The following is a 25,793-nucleotide window of genomic DNA, read 5'->3' as shown; positions in this document are numbered from 1 at the left end:
ATCTCTACCTCTTTACTATTCGCTATAATTATTTATTATCCTGCAAAAATCCAATAATTTCTTTTATAATTCTTTCCGAATCTAAAAATGGATTGTACCAATGAATGTCCATTTTATTGCGGAAATAAGTTAGTTGACGTTTGGCATATCTTCTAGAATTTTGTTTTAGATTTTCAATAGCCGTTTCTAAAGAGATGAGACCATCTAAATATGCATAAATTTCCTTATATCCAATTGCTTGAATAGCTTGAACGTCACGTATCCCATTTGCATGAAGTCGCTTCACTTCGTCTAGCAACCCTATTTCCATCATGAGGTCGACCCGTTTATTAATACGCTCGTATAAAAGGTCCCGATCGATGGAAAGCCCGATGATATAATGCGGGTAAACCCTTTCATGCCCTTGATTCTGTTCGATTTCATTTTTTTGTTTACCAGTAAGCTCCACCCGTTCAATTGCACGTATAATACGTTGCACATTGTTGGGGTGAATTTCTTGTGCAGCCTCTGGATCGCTCTTTTCCAATCGAGCATATAGTTCTTCAGGAGATAGTTTCTCCAGTTCTTCGATGATTTTGTCATCCGTTTTTTGCTGCTCTGTAAAACGAAAGTCATATAATACCGATTGAATGTAGAGACCTGTTCCACCGACAATAATCGGCAGTTTTCCTCTTGAAGCGATGTCTTCGATTTTATCACGTACGAGCTTTTGGTACTCCGCAACCGAAAAACTATCTGTAGGATCTTTAATGTCTAATAAATGATGAGGAATTCCATCCATTTCTTCCTCCATTATTTTAGCTGTTCCTATGGAGAGCTCCCGATAGATTTGCATAGAATCTCCATTAATAATTTCTCCGTTACATGCTTTTGCAAGCTCAATACTTAATGCAGTTTTTCCAACAGCGGTTGGTCCTACAATCGCTATTACTGAAGGCTTGTTATTCATCTTTCATCATCCAATTTGCGATTATATCAAATGTTTGCTGCTTATTTACTTCATTTAAGATTTCATGCCTTGCATCTTCTATTAATTGTACGGTTACATTTTTCATTCCTGCTTTTTTCAAACCCTTCGCTACTTTAAAAATATCTTTTCCATCTTTTCCGACTGGATCTATTAATCCACTTATCAGGAAGACAGGTAAATCTTTTCTAACTTTATTTATTTCCACTTTTTGATGAATTGTTTTTAAACCACCAAACAAATCGATGTAAAACCTATTGGAAGGTACAAAGCCACACTTCGGATCGTCTATATATTTCTTCACTACTTCTTCATCGCTACTCAGCCAATCAAATTCTGTTTTAGCATCTTTAAACTTTTTATTGAATCCTCCAAAAGCAAGCTGATTTAATAAGGCACTCTCGGCTTGAGGAGTTTGTAATCTAGTAGCAATTTTTCCAATAAGCGTACCCGCATCCCCCATCAGTCCAGGGCTAAATGTTGTACCGCATATTACCGCCTTCGAGAGGGAGTCACTGTATTTTTGCATATATCTTCGAGCAATAAAGGATCCCATGCTATGACCAAATAAAATAAGCGGAATATCATGCATATTTTCTCGAACTTGCCCTAATACTTCTCGAACATCCTCCGTTACTCGATTAAATCCATCTTCGTCAGCAAAATAGCCTAATTGTCCGTTTTTCTCGGCAGTTTTTCCATGACCACGATGATCATGACCACTTACTAAAAATCCTTTTCCAACTAAAAACTGTGCAAATTCATCGTATCGATCGATATGCTCGGCCATTCCATGCAAGAGATGTACATGCCCGATCGGTGCTTGTTCCGGTTCATACTGTACGATATGAATAAGGTGACTATCAGACATTTTGCCTTCTAAGATTATTTTCAAAGAATGTCCCCGCTTTCAGATAAAGTAGCATCCACTAAACATATATCCAGTTGTTTTTGATGGGAAGCTGTTTCTTCTTCCGTATAGTTTAGTAGTTGCTTCATAACTTTTAACACATCGTCTTTATACAGTTTAAATTGATCAATCTGGAAATAAAGCATTCCTGTTCTTCTAACTAAGAAGTCGACAGGAGAATAGGTCATCTCATCATGAACCGCGTAATAAATTTGCGCTAGCAGACTTAACGGTAAATTTGATGGAACCGTTCCTAGGATATGCGCGTATTGAAATACTTTATCTACATTTGTTCCATAAAATTTAACTAATCTTCTGCCTTCTTCTCTTGTTAATCCGTAAGAAGGTGCAATCTGTTCTTTCATTGCTATAAAAGCTTCGAATTGATTGGATCCACCTAATTCTCCACCAGATAGAGTTAAATGCTTTGTCACGCAAGGTCCATACTTTTCCTCGCCTAATTGTTTGGAGATTTTATCTACAATTGTCTCGGCCATTTTACGATAGCCCGTTAATTTACCACCAGCTATTGTAAATAAACCTGCTTCAGACTGCCAAATTTCGTCCTTCCGAGAAATTTCCGATGGATCTTTGCCCTCTTCAAAAATTAATGGACGAACACCTGCCCAAGTAGACTCCACATGTTCTTTCGACACTTGAACTTGTGGGAACATATAGTGAATTGCATCTAATAAGTAATCTACGTCCTTATGTGTTGCTACAGGGTTTTTAATATTCCCCTCGAAAAAAGTATCTGTCGTTCCAATATATGCTTTTCCATCGCGAGGAATAGCAAATACCATGCGTTTATCTGGTGTATCGAAATAAATAGCTTGTCTAAGCGGGAAGACAGCCTGATCTAGTACAATATGTACACCTTTTGTTAGTTTTAATTTTTTCTTATTTTCAATTGAATCTAATGCACGTACTCCATCCACCCATGGCCCAGTTGCATTGACAACTTTTTTAGCATGAATGTTAATCCGTTTATTGTTGATAGTATCTACAACTTCTGCGCCAATCACTTTATTTTGGTCGTTATACATAAAGGATCTTGCTCTCGCATAATTCAAACATACCGCGCCTTTTTCAATTGCTTTTTTAATTATTTCAATCGTCAGCCTTGCATCATCGGTCCGATATTCTACGTAGTAGCCTCCTCCTAAGAGGTCTTTCGTTTTTACAAGCGGCTCTTTTTGGCTTGTTTCTTCTGGAGAAAGCATATGACGACGTTCTTCTTTTTTTACACCAGCAAGAAAATCATAAATCTTCAAACCTGCTGATGTGCTTAATTTTCCAAATGTACCCTTTTTGTGAAAAGGTAGTAGCATCCACATCGGCTCCGTCACATGAACTGCATTTTCATACACAAGTTCTCGTTCTTTCCCAACTTCGGCTACCACTTTAACATCGAATTGCTTTAAATAACGAAGTCCACCATGCACAAGCTTTGTCGACCTACTGGAAGTCCCTGCAGCAAAATCCTGCATCTCCACCAATGCTACTGACATCCCTCGAGTAGCTGCATCTAGTGCTATACCTGCACCAGTAATACCTCCGCCAATTACTAGGACATCAAACTCATAATAATTTAACGTATTTAAGATTTGTTCTCTTTCCACAGAAGACTTCATTTACTCCACCTCTTCATCTATAAGTTTGAATACTCTAGTTGCTTCTACTGCTTTCGTCCAACCTTTGTATAATTTATTTCGATTATGGACATCCATCTTTGGTTCATACAGTTTTTGACTTTCTCGCATATCGGAAAGCTCTTGTTCATCTTTCCAAAAGCCAGTTGCGAGACCTGCTAAAAAAGCTGCTCCTAACGCTGTTGTTTCGTTGAGCTTTGCAAGTTCTATAGGTAAATGAAGCATATCACTTTGAAATTGCATAAGAAATTCATTGCTCACTGCTCCACCGTCCACACGAAGGACTTCTACATGAACTCCTGAATCCTCCACCATCGTATCAAGAACATCTTTCGTTTGATAGGCAAGTGATTCTAATGTGGCACGAATGAAATGTTCTTTAGTAGTCCCACGAGACAAGCCGAATACAGCTCCTCTTGCATCTGAATCCCAATAAGGTGTTCCGAGTCCTACGAATGCTGGGACGATATATACACCTTCCGTAGTCTCCACTTTTTTTGCATAGTTCTCAGATTCGGCTGCATTCTTTACCATACGCAGCCCATCTCGTAACCACTGGATGGCAGACCCTGCAACAAAAACACTACCTTCTAGTGCGTACGTCACTTTTCCATTCAAGCCCCATGCAATCGTTGTCAATAAACCAGAGGGCGATGTAATGGCCTCTTCCCCGGTGTTGAGCAGCATAAAGCAGCCCGTTCCATACGTATTTTTAGCCATCCCTTTTTCAAAACAACACTGACCAAAAAGTGCCGCTTGCTGATCACCAGCTGCACCTGCAATATCTATTTCTTTCCCGAAAAAGACGGAAGGGTCCGTTTGCGCATATACTTCGGAAGAGGAAGCAACTTTTGGCAGCATGTTCATAGGAATGTTGAGCTTGTCACAAATTTCTTTGTCCCATTGCTGATCATATATATTATAAAGCATGGTTCTCGAAGCATTAGAATAATCCGTTACATGTGCCTTCCCATTAGATAATTTCCAAATTAGCCAAGTGTCGATCGTACCAAAAAGTAATTCACCCGCCTCGGCTTGCTTTTGAGCACCTTTCACATTGTCTAAGATCCACTTTACCTTTGTAGCAGAAAAGTATGGATCAAGCATTAACCCTGTCTTTTCCTTAAAAAAGGTTTCTAGTTTTTCTTTTTTCAGTTCTTCAATGATAGATTGCGTCTGCCTAGACTGCCAGACGATAGCGTTATATACCGGTTTCCCTGTTTTTTTGTTCCATACAACCGTTGTTTCACGCTGATTTGTAATTCCAATGGCATGCACATTCTCTGGCTGATTCCCACTTTCCGTTAACACAGAAGCTAAAACGGATAACACAGATCCCCAAATTTCCATTGCATCATGCTCCACCCAGCCTGATTTTGGGAAATATTGTTTGAATTCTTTTTGCGCCGAATGAACAATATTGCCAGCCTTATCAAATAAAATAGCCCGTGAACTGGTCGTACCTTGATCGATCGATAAAATATATTCTCCCATAAGACCCCTCCTACATAACTCGTTTAAACATCTTCTCTACTTCATATGAAGAAAAATGAACGATAACTGGTCGACCATGTGGACAAGTTAATGGATGCTTTGCATTTTTTAAGCTCTCTAGTAGCTGCTCCATATCCCTTGTTGTCAAATAGTGATTAGCTTTTATGGATAGTTTACAGCTCATCATAATAGCCGCTTCTTCTCTTAGCTTTTTAATGTCTGTTTTTCGGTTCGTTAGTACTTGTTCGATTAAACTTTCAATAATTTTTGTTTCATGCCCTTTTGGAAACCAAGTTGGATACTCTCTTACTACGAAACTGGAGGAGCCAAACTCCTCTAAAAATATACCGACATCTGTTAATTCTTCGATCGATTCTTTGATTCGGTACGCTTCGTCTAACGAATAGTGGAACGTAAGTGGAAGTAATAGAGCCTGTCGTTCACTTGCATTCACTTCGCCTACTTTTTCTTTATAAAATTCATATTTTATGCGTTCTTGTGCTGCATGCTGGTCAATGAGATAAAAACCATCATTGCTTTGCGCAACAATATATGTTCCATGAATTTGTCCTACTACATGTAAATCCGGAAATGGCTTTTTTTCCTCCACAATTTCTTCCACATATTCTACATAATCTTCAACAAGCACTTCTTCTTGAAGGGGTTCTCTCTCCTCGTATACAATCGTTGATTCCACAGGTTCTACCATATTTGGAATACTCGGCGGCTCTGGCACCTGATAGGTTTGTTTAAAGAAATCAAATTGCACACTTGGTTGTTTTTTTTCTACAGGTTTTTCGGTAACTTTAGGAGGTTGTTGCACCCGGTGCATAATGGAACGAATGGTTTGTCTTACAAGTTCCATTAGCTCCTTTTCTTTGCTTAACCTAATTTGATGCTTCGCCGGATGCACATTCACATCCGTCAACATTGGATCTGTTTCAATGTTTAAAACAACGATCGGATATCTGCCAATTGGAAGTAATGTGTGATAAGCATCCACAATCGCATTATTTAATCCATAATGTTTAACCCAGCGTCCATTGACAAGTATCGTCATATAATTTTTCGAAGCACGCGTAATCTCTGGTAGTGTCGCAAATCCTGAAATATGAAAATCAGAGGACTCTTTTTCGAAGGCTACCATTTTTTTCACATTGGATACGCCATAAATAGAAGCTAGAACCTGTCTTAAATCTCCTCTTCCACTTGTTTGAATAATGGTTTGGTTATTGTGCGTAAGCTTAAATGCAATAGACGGAAAACTAAGTGCCAATCTGTTAATCAAATCAATTGTATGACCTAGTTCTGTTTGGATTGTTTTTAAATACTTTAAGCGTGCAGGTGTATTAAAAAACAACTGCTTTACGACAATATCGGTTCCTCTTCGAATAGGAGCAGGTGTACAAGAAAGTACTCTCCCACCTTCCAGTTCCACTTTCGTTCCCATATTTTTTCCGTCTGATGTCCATAAACTGATCTTGGAAACAGAAGCAATAGACGCAAGAGCCTCCCCGCGGAATCCTAAAGAACGGATTCTAAATAGATCATGCTCGGTAGTGATTTTCGATGTGGCATGTCTAGCAAAGGATTGGACAGCATCATCCTCGTCCATTCCTTTTCCATTATCGGTCACTTGTATTTTTGCTAAACCAGCTTCTTCTAATATAATTTCAATTGATGTACTTTCCGCATCAATTGCATTTTCTACTAGCTCTTTTACGACAGAGGCCGGGCGCTCTACTACTTCTCCCGCCGCAATTTTATTGGATAGAAGCTCGTCCATTACGATGATTTGTCCCATTGTTGTTCACCTGCCTTTTAGGTTATTCAAGTTCATTTTGCAACTCATATAAAAGCTGTAATGCTTCGAGTGGAGTTGTTCCTGATATATTTATTTTTTTTAGCTTTTTCACTATTTTGTCAGCAGACTTGTTTACCTCTACTTTAGGTTCGACTGGCTGTACCATCTGTTCATCAAAGAATGACAATTGTGTATCATTTACTTGATCTTGGCTTGGTTCTTTTTTCTCTTGCAGTTCAAACGTCTCTAGTATTTCTCGCGCTCTTGTAATAATTTCTTCTGGAAGTTGGGCAAGCTCAGCAACATGTATCCCATAGCTTTTATCTGCTGGGCCATCCTTTAATTTGTGAAGGAATACGACTTTACCATCTTTTTCTGTAGCGGAAACATGTACATTACGTAATTTAGATAGCGTTTGTTCCAAATCAGTTAACTCATGATAATGAGTAGAGAATAGGGTGTTTGCCCCAATATTGTCATGAATATATTCCATCATGGCCTGCGCTAAGCTCATCCCATCATACGTAGAAGTTCCACGCCCAATTTCATCGAAAAGAAGCAAACTTTTACTTGTTGCATTTGTAATTGCATGTTGTGATTCCATCATTTCAATCATGAACGTACTTTGCCCACCAGCTAAATCATCGGCAGCACCGATTCGAGTAAATATTTTATCGACAATTGGTAAAGTTGCAGATTCTGCTGGTACATAGCAACCAATTTGAGCCATGATAACTGTTATCGCGACTTGTCTCATGAAAGTACTTTTACCTGACATATTAGGTCCAGTAATAAGAAGCATATTTTCCTCTTCTGTTAAAACGCAGTCATTTGGTACGTATAGCTGATTGTTCATCATCTTTTCAACTACAGGATGTCTTCCTTCTTTAATAATCATCGCATTTGTTTCATGGAATACAGGTTTTGTAAGCCTGTGGTTTTCCGAGACTTGTGCAAATGCTATATACACATCTAGCTCACTTATTTGTTTAGCTAATCGTTGCACACGAGGAATATAGGCTTTAATTTCTTCTCTTAATTGAGTAAACAACTCATATTCTAATACTAAACTTTCGTCTTCAGCAGAAAGAATAAGTGATTCTTTTTCTTTTAATTCGTCTGTAATATAGCGTTCCGCATTTGCAAGTGTTTGTTTTCTCACATATCTTGCTTCATCCGCAAAATGGATATTGGATTTTGTTAACTCTATATAATAGCCGAATACTCTGTTATACCCTATTTTTAAGTTTTTCGATCCTGTAAGCTCTCTTTCCTTTTGTTCCAGTTCCGCAATCCACTTTTTCCCGTTGACTGATGCATCTCGAAGTTGATCTAAGCGAGCATGATAACCATTATTAATCACTCCACCATCTTTTACTGCTATTGGGGGATTTTCACTAATCGCTTCTTCTAACTTTCTCCAAATATCTGCACAATCTTCTATCACTTCGCCTAATGCTCTTAATGCGTCATTCGTCGACTCCAATAAAAGCTGTTTAATCAATGGAATTTTAGATAGTGATTGTCTAAGTTGTGCAAGGTCTCTTCCCCCTGCACTACCAAATCCAATTCTCCCGACTAATCGTTCTAAGTCGTACACTTCTTTAAATGATTCTTTTATTTCTTCTCTTAACATAAAATCATCTAAAAAACTGGTGACGATTTCTAAGCGTGCTTCAATCGCTTTTTTATTTGCTAGCGGTTGGTGAATCCATTGCTTTAGCTTTCGTCCTCCCATGGCAGTTACTGTTTCATCGAGTAACCATAACAATGTACCTTTTTGATCGGCATTTCGAATGGAAGAAATCAGCTCTAAATTTCTTTTGGAATGATAGTCCATTGCTAAAAAGGAATCTCTTTGTTGAAATGTAAAAGGCTGTATATGCAACAAAGAACGTTTTTGCGTTTTTTGAATGTATTGTAATAAGCGTTTTACTGTTCGATGCGTTTCAATCGGATGATTTTCCACATATTTTGCCGTCTCATGATCACTTAACTCTTCTTGTTCAATTGATAATGTAAAATCATGCATGGCAGATGTATCATTAATCAATACATACATTTGTTCACTTACTATTAATTCCTTTGCCTGTAGGGACAATAATTCCTGCACGACCTCTTTCTCGTCTCCATTTATTATCGTAGTAAAACCATCTCCTGTTGAAACATCTAAATAGGAAAAAGCCACTTCATTGGGAGATATTAAATCGGCAGAAGCAATATAGTAATTGGTTTTATTGTGCATTGCTTTTCCTTCTATTAGCGTTCCAGGCGTTACGAGACGTACTACTTCCCTTTTCACAACACCTTTAGCTTGCTTTGGATCCTCCACTTGCTCACAAATGGCCACTTTATGTCCCTTACTAATAAGTGTTTCAATGTAGTTCTGTGCAGCATGGTGCGGTACACCACACATAGGAATGTTATCCTTTCTGCTCGTTAAGGTTATTTCCAATATAGCAGCCGCTTTTACAGCATCATCATGGAATAACTCATAAAAATCACCTAAACGGAAAAATAAAAAAGCATCTATGTAGTCTTTTTTAATATTTAAGTATTGTTGCATCATTGGAGTATGTGTTGTCATGTTCTATCCTTCTCTCTTCTTTACTCTATAGCTATTATAACAAATTTACATAAAAAAAAAGCCGGAAGAACTGGCCGGCTTTGTTAAAGTGATGAGGAACCGTGTTGATCGCTAGAGGAGCTTGATGAACTGGAGGAACTAGAAGAACTAGAAGAGCTTTCTTCATTAATTGCCCATTCTTCTTCAAAATCCGTATCATGCACTTGAATAACTACGGTTGTTTCGCCAACTACTTCTGCAAGTAGCTCTCTTTCTACTGTTACCTGGAATTGCGTTCCATGGGCAATAATAATTGCTTCTGTACAATTTGGCTGTTGAATAACACGCACATGTACTTCTCCACCAGTAGAATCTTTGTCGCGGTAATGTAATCTTATTCTGTCTTTGTAATTAATAGTTTCCGTAAAAACAGATGTTTTGGAATGGTCATGATGTGCGTACCAAACGTTGATATCAAATTTTCCGGTTACTTCTACATATTTCCCAACTTTCTTGGACGAACAAGTGTGATTAATCACCCAGCAGCCTAAAATACTGGATGGCGCATTTGGTGGTCGAAGAATTTCACAGGATTCCGTTCTCTTTTTCCCTTTAGCCACAACAGCTTTCGTCACTATTTGTCGTAAGTGTTTCATTTTTTTCCTCCTTGTATTCAAGTCATAACATCATATGCACCATTAGCCCAATCGGTTCATCTCTTAAAAAAATTCTTTGCGTACTCAGCGTTTGCAGGTTACACGAATCGAATAAAAGGATATTTTACTTAATTTGTCGTTTTCTGTTTGTATTTCATGTACCGATTGTGTGGTTCAGGTATTGTTTTGTCTTGTACAGGATTATTTTTCCATAACAAAAGAGCTATCTTAATTGAGATACCTCTTTCCTGTTATTATTTATGAAATTTACTTTTGAGTACATATACCACATCATATTCTTTGATTTCATTTAAGTGCTTATCCAAATCTGTATAAAAATCGGAAGAAAGTGAACTCCTTCCATGTCCGTTTGCATACGAAATACTGGCTAAAGTCGCAGTCTCCTCTAACGGAATATTTTCCATCGGATTACTTCCCCATGTACTTTGTTCTGTTGATTTTAACTTTTGCACCACTCTACTACTACTTGACCCTTTATCACTTGAAACGATTATAGTAAAAATCGTCTCAATTCGTTCATCTGGTATAGGAGAATTTGTAAAAATAATCGTTCCATTATGTTCAATATCCGTTGTCATCTCGCTAATTTTCTCATCCACGAGTTCTCCGAATTCATATTTATCCACCCATATAGTGATTTGTTTATATTCCTCTCCAGTCTGAAAATCAAATACAAAGGATTGATCACTTACACTAGAAATTAATACTTGTTCTCGTTCTGATAACTCAGTTTCTGCAAGTGTATTTTCCTCATTACAAGCAGATAAAGATAAAAATAGTAGGCTTAAAGTAAATAAAATCAAAATTCGTTTCATTTATTCACCCCATCTATAAAGTTAATTTTAAGCTTTGTCCAAATAGATGCCCAATTCTTTTTTAAAATTCGTTCCTTGTAAATAGCTGTTAATTCTTTGTTCATCCGAAATCTAGGTGTTGGGTTTACATGTAAATGTATGACATCCTCTATTCCATGTGGGGCAGTCAATAGTAGATTGTCTTCTTTGTCTAACTTCACCCCTAGCGCTGTCACCGTCTCTGGGAAATTAGCTATGCCATCAACTGCAGAGGAATAGGCTGGGAGATTGTTTATTACATGCATCCTTGCTTGATTTTTCACAGACCAAGGAATTTTTGGCATCCTTCTTTGTAGCTGTTCTTCTAATTTCTTGTCCACTAATTCATTTGTGTTAGTAGGATCAAAATAAATCACATCAATATCTGCTATTTGGGTTCTCTCATCAATATCATGTAACACATCCCAAATTTTCGAACGGACAAACCCGGCGCAAATCCACCAATCCGGGAGATCTAATGTTTTTGCAGCCTTTAATATGTCCATCATCCATTCATCTGCTTTTATCCATCTACATATATCATCTTCTGTATGGGTTTTCATACTTCCATCTCCTTCCTCAACTTTTCGAAAAAGTCACTTTCCACCCGATAATAAGTCCAAGAAGAAGGATTATTGCATATCCAACTAGTCCGTATGGGAGTATCGAAGCCACAAAATGCAACCCCGCCAATAAACCAACTATTAACATACTTCCAAAAACCTTTAAAGTGCTACCATCTTGCGTATGCTCGTGTGAATTAGTAAAAGGATAATCGTCTTTATCAAATATCAAATAGGAAATAAGCGTCAGAACTATTGCGACAAGCAATATAACAAACAAATCAAGTAAAATTCGAACAGAAAACATCCAAAGAAATATCACACTTAATAAGAGTAAAATCGGAATGAAGAAATTAATTATACTTGCTTTTAAAGTTGCGCTATATACAAGTCCTTTATGTCGAATAGGAGCCGCATAGAAAATCCATTGTCCTTTATAGTTACCAGAAAACTGGAGCATTTGAACAACAGAAGGAATCATTATCAAGCCAAAATAGATAACCATATAAGAATTTCCTTTTATCACTTCTTCATATGAATCCATTCTTACGTTATTATATAAAAATATGAATGGAAAGATAAACGCAAAGCCTAACAGTGGATACATTTTTAGTTTTATCTCTCTCTCTTCCTTCAACATGAGAGAAGAAAACTTATAAAAAGTTCGTTCTTCTTTCGTTCTACATAAAATCTTCGCCCAAAACTCCTCGATTTTACGATTCCTCTTTTTCTTTCTATTAGCATCACTTTGCAATTTCGATAGATTTCTTTCAAAAGCTGGCATCAGTCGAATATAAAGTACAATTGCAATAATTGGAATTAACAAAGCAAGCAGTGATAACACAATAATATGAGTAGAGAAATCTTTATTTAGAATCAATTCAAACGGGGCAGCAAACCAAATAGGAGGTAATGCAGTATGCCACCATGCAAAGGTGTATGAAATCTCTATATTAATAATTTCAAATACACGACCTATTAGTTGATAACTAATAGCCATTCCGATTGCTAATATAATTTGCACATAGTTGATAATGTCCTTTAGCTTTTCTCCACTAAAGAAACGAAGTATAAATAAATAGATAAAGGCAGTTAATACAACAGCTAAACTACTAATGAGAATAACTTCTATTAAAAATATGAGCGCAAATACAATACCATGCTTAAATATACTTACGATCAAAGGGATTGCTACAAATGAGCCTGTCAAGAGAATCATATAAATCAGAATATGAACGATTTTCGCTGCATTTAATGTCTTTCCGCTAATAGGCTTAGGATGGAGAATATTTTTATCCCGGATATCAAGTAAGACGGCCGAGAAATCAGAAACCATAGATGTCATTAATATAATAAATAAAACGCTAAACATGATAGAAAGTGAAAAAAGAAACTCATTTCCTAAAAATAGAAGAGGCGTCAAAAAGAGAAGTCCAAAAAAAGCGTACAACCACAATGATTTTAGAAACTGATTTCCTTCTTTTTTTACCTTAGACCCACTGAAAATAGCTGGCATTCTTCTACTATCCATAGTAAGTTTCAACTGAATAATCTTTCTCATAACGGCATAGTCGATATTTAACTTATGAAAAACGCCTTTAAGACGATCTAATATTCGAAGAGAAATAAAATCATTCATTGTTATGTCCCTCGCTAACTAGGTCGACAAACCTCTCCGCAATTTGTTCATGCTCAGTAAAACCTGTTAATTGATTGAAAATTCCCTCTAGTGACCCCTCTTTATTTTGCATTTTTAGTTCTTCGAAAGTTCCATCTGCTACTACTTGGCCGTCTACCAATAAAACGATTCGATTACTAATCTTCTCAACTACGTCCATGATATGAGAGGAATAAAAGATTGTCTTCCCACGTTTTGCAAGCTGAGCAAGTATTTCTTTAATGACCATCACACTATTTGCATCAAGTCCACTTAGTGGCTCATCATAAAACAATAAATCTGGATCATGCAGCAAACTAGAAATAATTAATACTTTTTGCTTCATCCCTTTTGAAAAAGAAGATAGTCGTTGATGAAATGCAGCTTCCAAACCAAATTCTTTCATTAATTCATACGCTTTTTTCTCCGCATCCTCAGTTGCTAAACCGTACAACTCTCCTGTAAAGGACAGATATTCAAAAGCCGTTAAATTTTCATATAGTTCTGCTGTTTCAGGAACATAGCCGATTCTCTTTTTATAAGCATAATCACTTTTGATAATGTTTTCCCCAAAAATTTCAATAATGCCACTATGGCCTTCTATTAAACCTAGCATTAATTTAACGGTCGTACTTTTACCGGCACCATTTGGTCCAATATAGCCAATGATTTGACCTTTATACACATCTAAATTGACCCCATTTAACACTTTTTTATTGCCAAAGCTTTTCGATACATTTACTAATGATAAAACCTTTTCGTTTCTCATAAAGTTCCCCCTCTTCTACTAAAAACATGTTAACTTCCAAAAATTCACTTTCTATCCTAATTATACATTAATTAATTTGTATATTCTCACTATCCAAGGAAATATATCGCTAGATGAGTATTCCTTGAGGCACTCTATGCATAGGTGCTTTTGGAGTGCTTGGAACTGAACGAGTTCTACACTATTACCTGGTTTTCTTGATGGGGCTGTCCTAAAGTCATACATAGACTGAGAGATGGCCCCTTTTCCAATGTATTGATTTCCGTTCCAGACGGACGCTTTCCGCGGGCATGGCTTCAGTCTCCTCAGGCCAACACGATGTTGGTCACGAAGGCGTTGCCACACGAGGTGGCGTTCTTAGCCTTCGTTCCTTTATTCGCTCCTGCGGGGCCTTCAGCTCATGCACCTGCCGCTTCGCTTTCGGTGCAGAAAACATCTGCTATTCCCGCTGGAGTCGCCGTCTTTCACTACAATCAATTGCCTACAAAAATAGTAGTTTTATTAAAAAGTAAACAAAAAACAGGTGTAGAAAAAGACTCTTTTTTCTACACCTGCTTCAATTGATGGTCTTATTGGCCAGCCCCATTTTTTCGATAATTGTGTGGTACTCGTTCGTCCGTCACTCTCCATAGCTACTTGTAATAGAAGTGCAAAAGCTTTTGAAAATGAAAGAATAGCCACTTTCCTATTTATACAATAAGCAGCCTAAGATGCAATTTTGGCCGCTCAGTCCTTCTCTATCGTATTTCCACCTTTTCAATTGGCTTCGCAAAAATAAGCAACGAACGCATGATAGAAAGTGATGAGTGCCCGAAATTGCATCTTCGGGCACTTCCACTCTGAATAGAAAGGTAGCTCTTCTTTCATTTTCCAAATCAATTTCGGTTTTCTTTTGAGCATTGTAGGTACGTAACGGACAAATATCCACAACAGGATTATCGAAAATAGTGTAGCGATCATATCGCCCAAAGCGAACCAAAAACGTACAAGTGCAAAATGGGTTCCTTGCGCATTTCTTGTGAAATTTTAATGGTGCAAATTGGATAATCAACACCTGTGCCTTAATATCTTTCTATTGAACTTTTCTATTAAAGAGTGTAGGATTTTCTAGTACTGACTAACAATTTTTTTATGTGAGGAGGGAATTCCCTTGGCAACTATTAAGGAGAGAAAAGGAAGCATCCTATTATTAATAATCGGAATTATTTTTGTGTCTTCCACACTTAGGGCCCCACTTACTTCCGTTGGACCTATTATTTCATACATACGAGATGGACTAGCTATTTCTAACGTACTTGCAGGATTTGTAACAACCATTCCTCTTTTAGCATTTGCAGTTATTTCTCCATTTGCACCTAAAATTGCGCGCCGTTTTGGAATGGAATTGACTTTGTTCTACGCTATCTTATTATTAGCAGCGGGCATTATCATTCGCTCTTTAGGAACTACAGCTTTCTTACTTATTGGAACTTCGTTAATCGGAATTGCCATTGCTTTTGGAAATGTTTTATTGCCGAGTTTAATAAAGCTAAAATTCCCTTTACAGGTTGGTTTATTGACTGCGATTTTCACAGTTTCCATGAATCTATCTGCTGGAATAGGTGCTGGGATAAGTTATCCTATTGCTGAAAGCACAATTTATGGATGGCAAGGTGCACTAGGCTGTTGGTCCATTTTTGCCATCATTGCTAGCATCATTTGGATTCCCCAAATTAAGAAAAGAAAAGAAATGACAGAATCACAGATTGAAACTACAATAGACAAACCTAAGTCGATTCTAGCTTCTCCCTTAACATGGACCATTACATTATGTATGGGATTTCAATCTCTTATTTTTTATACGACTGCTGCTTGGATACCTGATATTTTACAATCTCAAGGTATGGAAGCAGATCAATCTGGGTGGATGTTGTCCATTATGCAATTCGCTCAATTGCCAATGACTTTTATTACACCAATCATTGCGGGGCGCTTAAAAGATCAGCGAATACTTGTAGTAGTATATACGGCTTTGTACTTAATCGGTTTCATTGGATTATTAGTAGGTAGTAATTCGCTTGCAATTGTATGGATGATTTTCCTTGGTTTAGCAGGGGGTGCGTCATTTAGTCTGGTCATGATGTTTTTCTCTCTTCGCTCTCGAACGCCTATGGAGGCCGCTGAGCTTTCTGGAACAGCACAATCAATCGGTTATCTTTTAGCAGCAGTTGGCCCAGTTTTCTTTGGTTATATTCACGATGCAACTGGAAGCTGGCATACATCTATTATTTTGTTTATCGTAACCGTTGTACTCTTATTCTTTTCAGGAATGCATGCAAGTAGAGATCGATATGTAACCGAAGAAACTTAAGATAAAAGTGCTCAGCCGTTTGCGGAGGCTTTAGACTGCACTTGTTTATATTAAAAAAGGGGCTGTCCCTAAAGTCATATGGTGACTGAGAGATGGTCCCTTTTCCAATGTAATGATTTCCCTTCCTGACGGACGCTTTCCGCGGGCATGGCTTCAGGCTCCTCAGGCCAACAGGATGTTGGTCACAAAGGCGTTGCCACACTAGGTGGCGTTCATAGCCTTTGTTCCTTTGTTCGCTCCTGCGGGGCCTTCAGCTCACTCTACTCCCGCCGGAGTCGCCGTCTTCCACTACAATCAATTGCCAACAAAAAATAGTAGTTTAGTAAAAAGTATTCAAAAAGCAGGTGTAGAAAAAGACTCGTTTTTCTACACCTGCTTCAATTTATGGGCTTATTGGATAGCCCCTTTTTAATATGGTAAAGGTTGATAAGAATAGTTAGGTGTTATCTTTTCATTATTGTATGGCTTTTGAAAGATATGCGTGGTTGCTGGTGACATTGGAGGTATAAGCCATGTCCAGTTTCCAGTGACATCACGCCCTGCATCCTTTTCAATCTCTTCAAATTTCTTAAATTGCTGTGCTGCTGTATGGTGATCTACAATACTGACCCCGTCTTCTTTGAAAGAATGTAAAACCGCTGCATTCAGCTCAACTAGTGCACGATCCTTCCATAGAGAAGCATTCGATTTTGTGTTAAGCCCCATATGCTGTGCAATCGTCGGCAACATGTTATAGCGGTAATCATCTGCTAGATTACGTGCACCGATTTCTGTACCCATATACCATCCATTAAATGGAGCAGCTGCATAAGTAATGCCACCAATTTCAAGTTTCATGCTGGAAATCATCGGCACTGCATACCATTTCAATTGTAGTTCTTGAAACCAATTATATTCTGGGTGACGGATAGGAACTTCAAATATATATTGCTCAGGAATTTCGAAAATTTTTGCAGGTCGATCCTTTACTTGAATGACGAGTGGCAAGACATCAAAATTTGTTCTGTTTCCTTTCCAACCAAGTTCCTCACATACTTTTGTAAAAGCAATCGAATCGGAATCTCCAATAATTCCGTCCTTCGTCTCATATCCTGCATAACGAATCAGCTGATGATTCCAAACACGGACATCTTGTGGTGAAAATATCGTAATCGTCGGTCTGATTCGCCCTTCATTGGTGGCAAACTTTATATGTTCCAGTAAAGATTCAAAGATGACTTCCTCTGTATGTAGTTCCCTTTTATCTATAACGGTTAAGCTTTGCCAAAATAAACGACCAATACATTTATTACTATTACGCCACGCCACTTTAGCACCGTATGCTAGCTCCTCTGTCGTATGTTCATAGGAACCATTTATATAAATCTGCTCCTCGATCTCTTTTAATCGAGCAACCATTTCTTGTTCATCTCTACCTGTTTCCTTATAAAAAAGATGTATAAACGCTTTCGCTTCATTTAACATACCTCTCGTCCCTTCCACTACACCTTCCATCTTAGTAGAAAGACGCCAAGCCAAACAAGTACCAACCCTCCAAAAGTTGTGAGGAATTTATGACACTGTTACAAATAGTAAGCGTTCCCTGTGTTACGCACACCCTGAAAACTATTCTGAATTTTTAGTAATAAACATTAAATTATTTGTAGGTTTAAAAAATGGCTTCAGATTTAGATGAACTGATGTAGTCATATACCTTCTCGCTACATTGAAAAAGATAAGTAGATAGAAACCGGTATTCGACCTTTGAAACTGCAAACTCCTCACTCTTTTTATATACTGAAAGCTGGTAGAGTCGCAAAAGAATACACGGAGCAATTAACTATTTAACCCCCGATGAAGATAAAAATTATGTGCAGCAACAGTCTTTTAATTTCCAGAGTGGCGTTCATTTGCTTTATGTTAGATGGCACGAGCACATGAATGCGTACAAAATGGATGAAATTAATTCAAGTGTAATAGTGAATCTATAATATATATATATTTTCACCTATATAACAAATAATTTAATTTCTATATCACTTATTATCATACTGGAATAGAACAAGGAATAATATTGTTATAGTTAATGGAGGTGGAATATATAGAGAACAAAATTGAAATGCTTATTCGAATGCTATTTTTCGGAAATATATTCAAGTGATTTGATACCTGCATAATAAAGTACAATCCAAAAGGCGCCTACTTCATGGGCCGATTTTAGCTACTTCCTTCCATTCTGATTGTCAATAGAAATTGAGTTATTCGAGTTTTCCGAGACTCAATAGCAAGTAGTATATCTGCTGAGATTATCTTTAATTAGGTTGATAGTCTAATAATTGCACACTGGAAGGAGAATCGAATGTTAGAATATCATCAACAATCATCACTTGAAATCATGAAGAGATTGGACGTCACAAATCAAGGTTTGAATGATTATGACGTCCAAAATAGAAAAAAAATATACGGTTCTAATAAATTGGTGGAAGGAAAAAGAACAAGTACATTCGCCGTTTTCTTTGGACAGTTTAAGGATTTATTAGTCATAATATTAATCATCGCTGCTTTCATTTCATTTCTATTAGGTGAAGTAGGAAGTACTATTGTAATCATGATTGTCGTTATATTAAACGCAATCCTGGGTACTGTACAGCATGTGAAGGCAGAACAGTCTTTGGATAATCTGAAAGCTTTGACCACTCCAGTTGCAAAAGTGATGCGAAATAATCAGATAGTAGAGATTTCTTCAGAAGATATAGTGGTTGGAGATCTTCTCTATTTGGTGGCTGGTGATTATATAAATGCTGATGGAAGATTATTAGAAAGCCATAATCTGCATATAAATGAAAGTTCGCTGACAGGTGAATCATTCGCTGTTGCGAAAAGTACCGAACCAATCAATGAAAATCATGTATCCATTGGGGACAAAAAGAATATGGTTTTCACTGGGGGTTTTGTCACTACTGGCCGTGGTACTATAATTGTTACAGCTATTGGAATGGAAACAGAAATCGGAAAAATAGCAAATTTACTGGATACTGCGAAAGAAAAGAAAACACCTTTACAAGTAAGTCTAGATCATTTTGGGGAAAATTTAGCTTTGGGGATCACGATGATCTGTGTAGCTATTTTCACGATTGATCTTTTTCGGGGGAGGGAGTTAGTAGAGTCGTTTATGTTTGCTGTTTCGCTGGCAGTTGCAGCAATTCCAGAAGCATTAAGTTCGATTGTTACCATTGTACTGGCTTTTGGGACACAGAAAATGGCGAAAGAGAATGCCATTATACGAAAGCTTTATGCTGTCGAAAGTTTGGGAAGTGTATCGGTTATTTGTTCAGATAAAACGGGAACATTAACCGAAAATAAGATGACTGTACAACAAGTTTATACTGATCAAAAAGTCATTCCGAAAGATCAACTAAATACAGAAATTGCAATTGAAAAAAATCTTATCTTAATGGCATTATTATGTAATGATGCTTTGGAAAGAGATAATATAGAAATCGGTGACCCTACTGAAATCGCACTCGTAAAATTAGGGAAGCAGTACGGTCTTGATGAGTTAATCGTAAGAAGCAACAATCCTAGAGTGGCGGAAATTCCTTTTGATTCGGACAGAAAGTTAATGACGACAGTGCATCGGTCTAATCTTCAATCAATGATGATTACCAAAGGAGCAGTTGATGTTCTTTTACCTAAGATTGCGAAAATCGAAACTTCTACAGGTGTACGTACTATAACGGAAGAACATCGTAACAAAATTGAAGAAGTGAATCGTGATTTTTCGATGAATGGATTAAGAGTAATAGCTATAGCTTACAAAGATATACAGGTACATCAATCAATCGATGCCTGGGGTGAAAGAGATTTAATCTTTGTCGGATTAATTGCAATGATGGATCCTCCGAGAAAAGAGTCAAAAGCATCTGTTGAAAGCTGTATAAAAGCTGGTATTAAACCAGTTATGATTACAGGTGACCATAAAATAACAGCAACTGCAATTGCCAAACAAATTGGTATTTTAAATGATCCTTCAGAAGCGATTGAAGGCTATGAAATAGAAGGATTAACTGATCAACAATTACAAGAAAAGGTTCAAGATATCTCTGTTTATGCCCGAGTGACACCAGAGCATAAAATTCGAATCGTGAAAGCTTGGCAGGAAAAGGGACATGTCGTGGCGATGACCGGAGATGGTGTCAATGATGGCCCAGCCTTAAAACAAGCCGATATCGGTGTAGCGATGGGGATAACTGGTACCGAGGTAGCGAAAGATGCATCCTCAATGATCTTAACAGATGATAATTTTTCAACGATCGTCAAAGCAATTTCGAATGGAAGAAGCCTTTATACGAATATTAAAAACGCCATTCTATTCTTATTATCAGGGAATACAGGTGCTATTTTTGTTGTTTTATATGCTACCGTATTAGGTTTACCCGTTCCCTTTGCACCTGTGCATCTATTATTTATTAACTTACTTACCGATAGTCTGCCAGCAATTGCAATAGGTTTAGAGCCGAATAATAAAAATACAATGAAGGACAAGCCTAGAGACATTCAAACCCCGTTATTAAATAAAAAGTTTACTATACAAGTGATGCTCGAAGGTTTATTAATTGCTATCTCTACGATTATTGCTTTTCGAATCGGATTGCAGACAGGAGATACTCTGACAGCAACTACAATGGCATTTACCACATTATGTTTGTCCAGATTAGTACATGGCTTCAACTCCAGATCGAAAGAATCGATTTTCACAATTGGTGTATTTTCGAATAAATATACTTGGCTAGCATTTTTAATAGGTTTTTTATGTTTACATTTAGTATTATTTATCCCTTCGCTTACAGGTGTGTTTGAAGTCGCGACATTAAGTGGAGTACAACTAGTTATTATTTATAGCTTGTCTTGTATGCCTTTTCTAGTTAATCAGTGGTATAAACTATTGTTCGTGAGAAGTACAAAATAGTTAGTGTACCCTGTGTCATGCATAACTCAGAAATTATTCTGAATTGTTCGTGACACAAGGTTTCTAACTCAATGCTCGTTTAATATTAATCCTATAGCAGCATAAATAATGACAGTGCCAAAAATGAACATCATATGGAATAAAGAGTATACAAACATACGGTTCGCCCATTTCTTCCCTTCCTTCTTATGATAGCCCATAATACTCATCGATAGCCAAATTGCACCTAAAATAACCGAAACAAATGTGAGCCCTAAGCTAAGGGGTAAAAATAAGAAGCTCGTTAATATTAATAGTACTAAGTAAATGTTGGATTGAATATACGTACGACGCTCACCTTTTACTACAGGAAGCATTGGGATATTCGCTGCAGCGTAATCATCCTTTTTCCGAAGAGCAATCGCGTAAAAGTGCGGCATTTGCCAAATCATGACGATAATGAATAATGCCCACGCTGCAGGATGCCAAATATCTGGTGCTACTGCTGCCCAACCAATAAGTGGTGGCATTGCCCCTGAAATACTGCCAACTTCTGTGTTCCAAATGGTACGGCGTTTCGTCCAAATTGTATAGGGTACAACATAGAAAAATACTCCGAGAAAACCTAAGAATGATGCAAGTGGTGTCGTTAATGCAAGTAATCCAATTCCGATTAAAAGTAAAGTGATTCCAACGACCAAGATAAGTTTCGGAGATAATTCACCTGTTACGGTGGGACGATTTTTCGTACGCTGCATCACAACATCAATGTCACGATCGTACAAATTATTAAAAGAACCCGCAGCAGCAATTACTGCCGCCGTTCCTAAAATTGCATAAACAATATTCGAAAGATTGTCTCGGAAACTTAACTCATATGTGTATAAAGCTAGCATCAGACCTGCTACCATCGGAATTAAATTAGATTTAATAATACCTGTTTTTAGAGCCATTGCCCATAAATTAAAGTTAGATTGCTTTTGCATGTTGTTTAGTTTAACACTCCTTCATTTTCCTGTACGACATTTCTTATTTCTCGATATTGTTACTCTTCTAAATATAACAGAATTATTGAATTCGCCACCCTTACAAAGTGGCAATCTGCTGACATATCCACCAGGTATCCCTCGCACAACTCATACACTATTCTGAATTGAATCTATTTGTTGGAGTGTTTAAAGTAATTTCAACAAAAAAATGCACGTAATCACGTCAACGTCAAATAATGCCCACCTAGTCGCTAGGCGGGCATTATTTGACGCTTACATATGTTCAATAGCTTGATTCCCTATAATCTCTTTTAGCTAATACGCTTCTGTTAACTTACCTCACTCTTCTTTTCCTATTTCATTAGCTACCTTAGTTATTCTTTCTAGCATGGTTGGATGAGAATATCGAAACCATTTTACGAGTAATGGAGGATTTACTTCACTTAATCCAGCCTTCGTAAGTTCTTGAAAAGTGCTCACAGCAGCCTCCGGGTCGACTACTAGCTCTATAGCATACTGATCAGCTCTCGTTTCTTGATATCTAGATATGTAGTTGGAAAGTGGACTTGAAACGAATAACAGAAAAGATGTAATAAGTAAAAACAATGGAAGCGAGTGAATAGCATTTATTCGATTAATTTTTAATACACGTCCATGGCGGGCGATGATCCTACGCATTAGTTTCGCTGTTAACCAAAGCCCAACAAGCATCGTTAATATATAACCAGCGATTCCGAAATAAATATGTTTTTCCACATAATGCCCCATCTCATGAGCCATGATGAAGAGAATTTCATTTTCTGATAAGCGGTTTAACGTCGTATCCCATAACACTATTCTAGAATTACTCCCAATCCCCGTAACATAGGCATTTAGCGCATTTGTCTTTTCCGCCATATTTACTTCATACACTTGCTCTGTTGGAATATTTGCTTGCTCAGCCAACGACAAAATTTTCGTCTCTAATTCTTTATTAGTTAGTGGATAGAAATCGTTATATAGTGGGTCGATTAATACTGGTTGAATAAACATGAGGAAAATGGAGAAAGGAATCATTAATAACCATGCGTTAAGCCACCATTTCTTTGTGCTTTTATTAATAAGCCAATAAAGAACGGTCACAATCACTACAGTTGTTCCGAAGTTAACCCAAAATTCAATGACATTATCGCGCATCCAAGAATTGAAATTTTGGGTACTAATCCCATAGTATTTACTTAAAGAATACCTGTAATATTCTAAAGGAAATAACACGATAAACATAAGTAAAGATAGTAAAAATAAATAGACTGCATTTTGCCAAATTGCCCATCTGTTTTGCAAAGGGATCCATCTTTCAAACGCTTGAGAAATCCCAGTAATCAATATAAAAAATAAGATAAGCCATTCAAACGGTGCTGCTACAAAAAAGAGGAAATTCTTTATTTTTGAATACTCCTCACTTAGGTACAATTCACGCTCCGACATAAAGACGTGTGGATCTGCAACAGTCCCTTTCAAAGCTGTTGGTATACCCCCACTATCACTATGAAAGATATAAAAATACATCCCTAACGCATATACCCCAAAAAGTAAAAGTGCTGTAATTCCCCATTTTTTCGCCAAATCCTCTTCACCTCCATTCTCTGTCCTACATTTAGTGTAATCAAAAACAAGAAAGATAGAACCAATTGCTTCAATTTGCTTTTTCCCTACTATCTAAATAAGTAAAGCGCATAGCATCGTTTAGACACAAAACCTGTTCATAGATGTTTCCGTATTCCTTTGGAATGGACTTAACTACGTCATTTACGGAGCGATTTTTAGGAGAATATATTTGTTGACGAAAATCGCGAGACTCCTGTGGAAAAACAGGCTGCCAAGACCCCGCAAGGAGCTTATAGGAACAAAGAGGCTGTCCTTAAAGTCATATAGTGACTGAGAGATGGTCCCTTTTCCAATGTATTGATTTCCGTTCCAGACGGACGCTTTCCGCGGGCATGGCTTCAGTCTCCTCGTCGCTTTCGCTCCTGCGGGGCCTTCAGCTCATGCTATTCCCGCTGGAGTCGCCGTCTTTCACTACAATCAATTGCCTACAAAAAATAGTAGTTTAATAAAAAGTATACAAAAAACAGGTGTAGAAAAAGACTCGTTTTTCTACACCTGCTTCACTTTATGGGTAAATCATCATGTACCACAGAAAGTTTGGTAACGACTGTTGGATTCCGATGGGAGTGTGTTGTATTCATTCTGTTCAGGAGTATACGCGTAAGGAATTCTAAGTACATCAACTAGCTGCTCCAACAGACTATAATCTCCTTGACTCACTGCTGCGTCAAGTGCTTCTTCTACACGGTGATTACGAGGAATTACAGCAGGGTTACTATTCCGCATCAACTCAGTTGATAAGTCTTTGGATTCCTTCTGTCTACTCAATCTCGTTTGCCATATCTCGTACCAATCTATAAATTCTGGAGTAGCAAATAGGTCCGTATCCTCCAACTGATCTAAGGTTAGTGTTCGAAATGTATTCGTATAGTCTGCGCTATATTTCTCCATCATATAAAGAAGGTCCTCAATAAGGGAAATATCTTCTGTCTCTTCATTGTAAATCCCCAATTTTGCTCTCATACCTTTGAGCCAGTTAGATTGATACAACTCGGAATAATTTGTCATCGCATCTTCGGCCAGCTTTATTGCTTGCTCTTGTTCTTCATGTATAAGAGGCAACAAGCTTTCAGCAAATCGAGCGAGGTTCCAACCGGCAATATTAGGCTGATTACCATAGGCGTAGCGCCCATGTTTATCAATAGAACTGAATACTGTCTTAGGGTCATATATATCCATGAATGCACAAGGACCATAATCAATAGTTTCTCCACTAATGGCCATATTGTCCGTGTTCATCACCCCATGAATAAACCCAACCAGTTGCCATTTGGCAATCAACTCGGCTTGACGCTTGATTACTTCTTGCAGAAGTGAAAGGTATCGGTTCTCTTTTTCATCAATCTCCGGATAATGTCTTTCTAACGTGTAGTCTGCTAAAGCGCGAAGATCTTCGATAGTTCCCCAATTTGCAGCAAATTGAAAAGTTCCTACTCGAATATGACTTGCAGCAACTCGAGCCATAACTGCACCAGGTTGTTCCATTTCACGAATGATGGATTCACCGGTTGTCGCCACGGATAGGCTGCGTGTTGTAGGGATACCAAGTCCATTCATCGCCTCGCTAATTATGTATTCACGAAGCATCGGTCCAAGTCCTGCTCTCCCATCTCCCCCGCGAGAGTATGGCGTTCTACCTGAACCCTTTAGCTGAATATCAACTCGGTCTCCTTGGGGAGTAATCTGCTCGCCAAGTAGTAGAGCACGGCCGTCCCCTAACATATTAAAATGTCCGAATTGATGACCTGCATAAGCTTGAGCAAGAGGCAAACTATCTTCTGGTGGATGATTACCTGCAAGCTCCTCCACACCTCGTTCACTTTCTAGTGCCTTGGTATTTAAACCTAGAGATGTTGCCAAAGAATTATTGAGGATGACCAACTTCGGTGAGCGTACAGGATTTAAGTCCATAGTCGTAAACAGTAATTTCGGAAGACCAGCATAACTGTTTTCTATGTTCCAACCAGTAGTGTTCTCTTTTGACATAA

General features: G+C 37.7%; 17 protein-coding genes. 2 read left to right on the top strand and 15 right to left on the bottom strand.

Annotated features, from left to right (window positions below):
* Positions 1–28 precede the first annotated feature (28 nt).
* From miaA to MHH81_RS06635, 11 genes are all read right to left on the bottom strand, one after another.
* A complete protein-coding gene (gene miaA, locus MHH81_RS06685; RefSeq protein WP_340919345.1) occupies positions 29–949 on the bottom strand; it encodes a tRNA (adenosine(37)-N6)-dimethylallyltransferase MiaA in 921 nt (306 codons plus the stop codon).
* Positions 942–1,862, bottom strand: coding sequence for an alpha/beta hydrolase (locus MHH81_RS06680; protein WP_340919343.1), 921 nt, complete (start codon positions 1,860–1,862; stop codon positions 942–944). Before MHH81_RS06680 ends, miaA begins: the two co-directional genes overlap by 8 nt.
* Positions 1,859–3,511, bottom strand: coding sequence for a glycerol-3-phosphate dehydrogenase/oxidase (locus tag MHH81_RS06675; RefSeq protein WP_340919341.1), 1,653 nt, complete (start codon positions 3,509–3,511; stop codon positions 1,859–1,861). Before MHH81_RS06675 ends, MHH81_RS06680 begins: the two co-directional genes overlap by 4 nt.
* Positions 3,512–5,023, bottom strand: coding sequence for a glycerol kinase GlpK (gene glpK, locus MHH81_RS06670; protein WP_340919338.1), 1,512 nt, complete (start codon positions 5,021–5,023; stop codon positions 3,512–3,514).
* Between the two features lie 10 nt (positions 5,024–5,033).
* Positions 5,034–6,827, bottom strand: a complete 1,794-nt coding sequence (gene mutL / locus MHH81_RS06665) for a DNA mismatch repair endonuclease MutL (protein ID WP_340919334.1) — start codon at positions 6,825–6,827, stop codon at positions 5,034–5,036.
* A gap of 22 nt (positions 6,828–6,849) precedes the next feature.
* Positions 6,850–9,414, bottom strand: coding sequence for a DNA mismatch repair protein MutS (gene mutS / locus MHH81_RS06660; protein WP_340919332.1), 2,565 nt, complete (start codon positions 9,412–9,414; stop codon positions 6,850–6,852).
* Positions 9,415–9,497: 83 nt separating this feature from the next.
* Entirely contained in the window at positions 9,498–10,049 is a 552-nt protein-coding gene (gene cotE / locus MHH81_RS06655; protein WP_340919330.1) for an outer spore coat protein CotE, read from the bottom strand.
* 254 nt (positions 10,050–10,303) lie between these two features.
* Entirely contained in the window at positions 10,304–10,885 is a 582-nt protein-coding gene (locus MHH81_RS06650) for a hypothetical protein (RefSeq protein WP_340919328.1), read from the bottom strand.
* Entirely contained in the window at positions 10,882–11,466 is a 585-nt protein-coding gene (locus MHH81_RS06645; protein WP_340919326.1) for a nucleotidyltransferase family protein, read from the bottom strand. The genes MHH81_RS06650 and MHH81_RS06645 overlap by 4 nt, the downstream gene beginning before the upstream one ends.
* 16 nt (positions 11,467–11,482) lie before the next feature.
* Entirely contained in the window at positions 11,483–13,105 is a 1,623-nt protein-coding gene (locus tag MHH81_RS06640; protein WP_340919324.1) for a hypothetical protein, read from the bottom strand.
* Positions 13,098–13,892: an ABC transporter ATP-binding protein gene (locus MHH81_RS06635; RefSeq protein WP_340919322.1), complete on the bottom strand. Its 795-nt coding sequence runs from the start codon at positions 13,890–13,892 to the stop codon at positions 13,098–13,100. The genes MHH81_RS06640 and MHH81_RS06635 overlap by 8 nt, the downstream gene beginning before the upstream one ends.
* A 1,150-nt stretch (positions 13,893–15,042) precedes the next feature.
* Between MHH81_RS06635 and MHH81_RS06630 the strand changes: the two genes are divergently transcribed.
* On the top strand, positions 15,043–16,242 hold the full coding sequence (locus tag MHH81_RS06630; protein ID WP_340919320.1) for a CynX/NimT family MFS transporter: 1,200 nt from the start codon (positions 15,043–15,045) through the stop codon (positions 16,240–16,242).
* A gap of 408 nt (positions 16,243–16,650) precedes the next feature.
* On the opposite strand, the gene MHH81_RS06625 is transcribed toward MHH81_RS06630, so the two are convergent.
* Positions 16,651–17,706, bottom strand: coding sequence for a nitric oxide synthase oxygenase (locus MHH81_RS06625; RefSeq protein WP_340925148.1), 1,056 nt, complete (start codon positions 17,704–17,706; stop codon positions 16,651–16,653).
* 874 nt (positions 17,707–18,580) lie between these two features.
* Between MHH81_RS06625 and MHH81_RS06620 the strand changes: the two genes are divergently transcribed.
* The gene (locus MHH81_RS06620) at positions 18,581–21,190 is read left to right on the top strand and encodes a cation-translocating P-type ATPase (protein WP_340919318.1); all 2,610 of its coding nucleotides are present in this window, start codon (positions 18,581–18,583) and stop codon (positions 21,188–21,190) included.
* A 68-nt stretch (positions 21,191–21,258) separates the two neighbouring features.
* On the opposite strand, the gene cyoE is transcribed toward MHH81_RS06620, so the two are convergent.
* The 3 genes from cyoE to MHH81_RS06605 form a co-directional block, all read right to left on the bottom strand.
* Positions 21,259–22,155, bottom strand: a complete 897-nt coding sequence (gene cyoE / locus MHH81_RS06615; protein ID WP_340919317.1) for a heme o synthase — start codon at positions 22,153–22,155, stop codon at positions 21,259–21,261.
* A gap of 342 nt (positions 22,156–22,497) precedes the next feature.
* Complete coding sequence (locus MHH81_RS06610; protein WP_340919315.1) at positions 22,498–23,763, bottom strand: M48 family metallopeptidase; 1,266 nt, start codon at positions 23,761–23,763, stop codon at positions 22,498–22,500.
* A gap of 561 nt (positions 23,764–24,324) precedes the next feature.
* Positions 24,325–25,791: a protein adenylyltransferase SelO gene (locus MHH81_RS06605; protein ID WP_340919314.1), complete on the bottom strand. Its 1,467-nt coding sequence runs from the start codon at positions 25,789–25,791 to the stop codon at positions 24,325–24,327.
* Between the last annotated feature and the right edge of the window lie 2 nt (positions 25,792–25,793).

The organism is Psychrobacillus sp. FSL H8-0484 (assembly GCF_038005325.1).
In the GTDB taxonomy this organism is placed as follows: domain Bacteria; phylum Bacillota; class Bacilli; order Bacillales_A; family Planococcaceae; genus Psychrobacillus.
Note: the sequence above shows the minus strand (reverse complement) of the source record. Positions and strands in the feature narration are given on the sequence as shown.

Bases quoted from the DNA above. Each gene is read 5' to 3' on its own strand.
- mutS (WP_340919332.1), bottom strand. From the start codon at position 9,414: ATGACAACACATACTCCAATGATGCAACAATACTTAAATATTAAAAAA.
- mutL (WP_340919334.1), bottom strand. From the start codon at position 6,827: ATGGGACAAATCATCGTAATGGACGAGCTTCTATCCAATAAAATTGCG.
- cotE (WP_340919330.1), bottom strand. From the start codon at position 10,049: ATGAAACACTTACGACAAATAGTGACGAAAGCTGTTGTGGCTAAAGGG.
- MHH81_RS06675 (WP_340919341.1), bottom strand. From the start codon at position 3,511: ATGAAGTCTTCTGTGGAAAGAGAACAAATCTTAAATACGTTAAATTAT.
- MHH81_RS06605 (WP_340919314.1), bottom strand. From the start codon at position 25,791: ATGTCAAAAGAGAACACTACTGGTTGGAACATAGAAAACAGTTATGCT.
- MHH81_RS06625 (WP_340925148.1), bottom strand. From the start codon at position 17,706: ATGTTAAATGAAGCGAAAGCGTTTATACATCTTTTTTATAAGGAAACA.
- glpK (WP_340919338.1), bottom strand. From the start codon at position 5,023: ATGGGAGAATATATTTTATCGATCGATCAAGGTACGACCAGTTCACGG.
- MHH81_RS06645 (WP_340919326.1), bottom strand. From the start codon at position 11,466: ATGAAAACCCATACAGAAGATGATATATGTAGATGGATAAAAGCAGAT.
- MHH81_RS06650 (WP_340919328.1), bottom strand. From the start codon at position 10,885: ATGAAACGAATTTTGATTTTATTTACTTTAAGCCTACTATTTTTATCT.
- MHH81_RS06620 (WP_340919318.1), top strand. From the start codon at position 18,581: ATGTTAGAATATCATCAACAATCATCACTTGAAATCATGAAGAGATTG.
- cyoE (WP_340919317.1), bottom strand. From the start codon at position 22,155: ATGCAAAAGCAATCTAACTTTAATTTATGGGCAATGGCTCTAAAAACA.
- MHH81_RS06640 (WP_340919324.1), bottom strand. From the start codon at position 13,105: ATGAATGATTTTATTTCTCTTCGAATATTAGATCGTCTTAAAGGCGTT.
- miaA (WP_340919345.1), bottom strand. From the start codon at position 949: ATGAATAACAAGCCTTCAGTAATAGCGATTGTAGGACCAACCGCTGTT.
- MHH81_RS06635 (WP_340919322.1), bottom strand. From the start codon at position 13,892: ATGAGAAACGAAAAGGTTTTATCATTAGTAAATGTATCGAAAAGCTTT.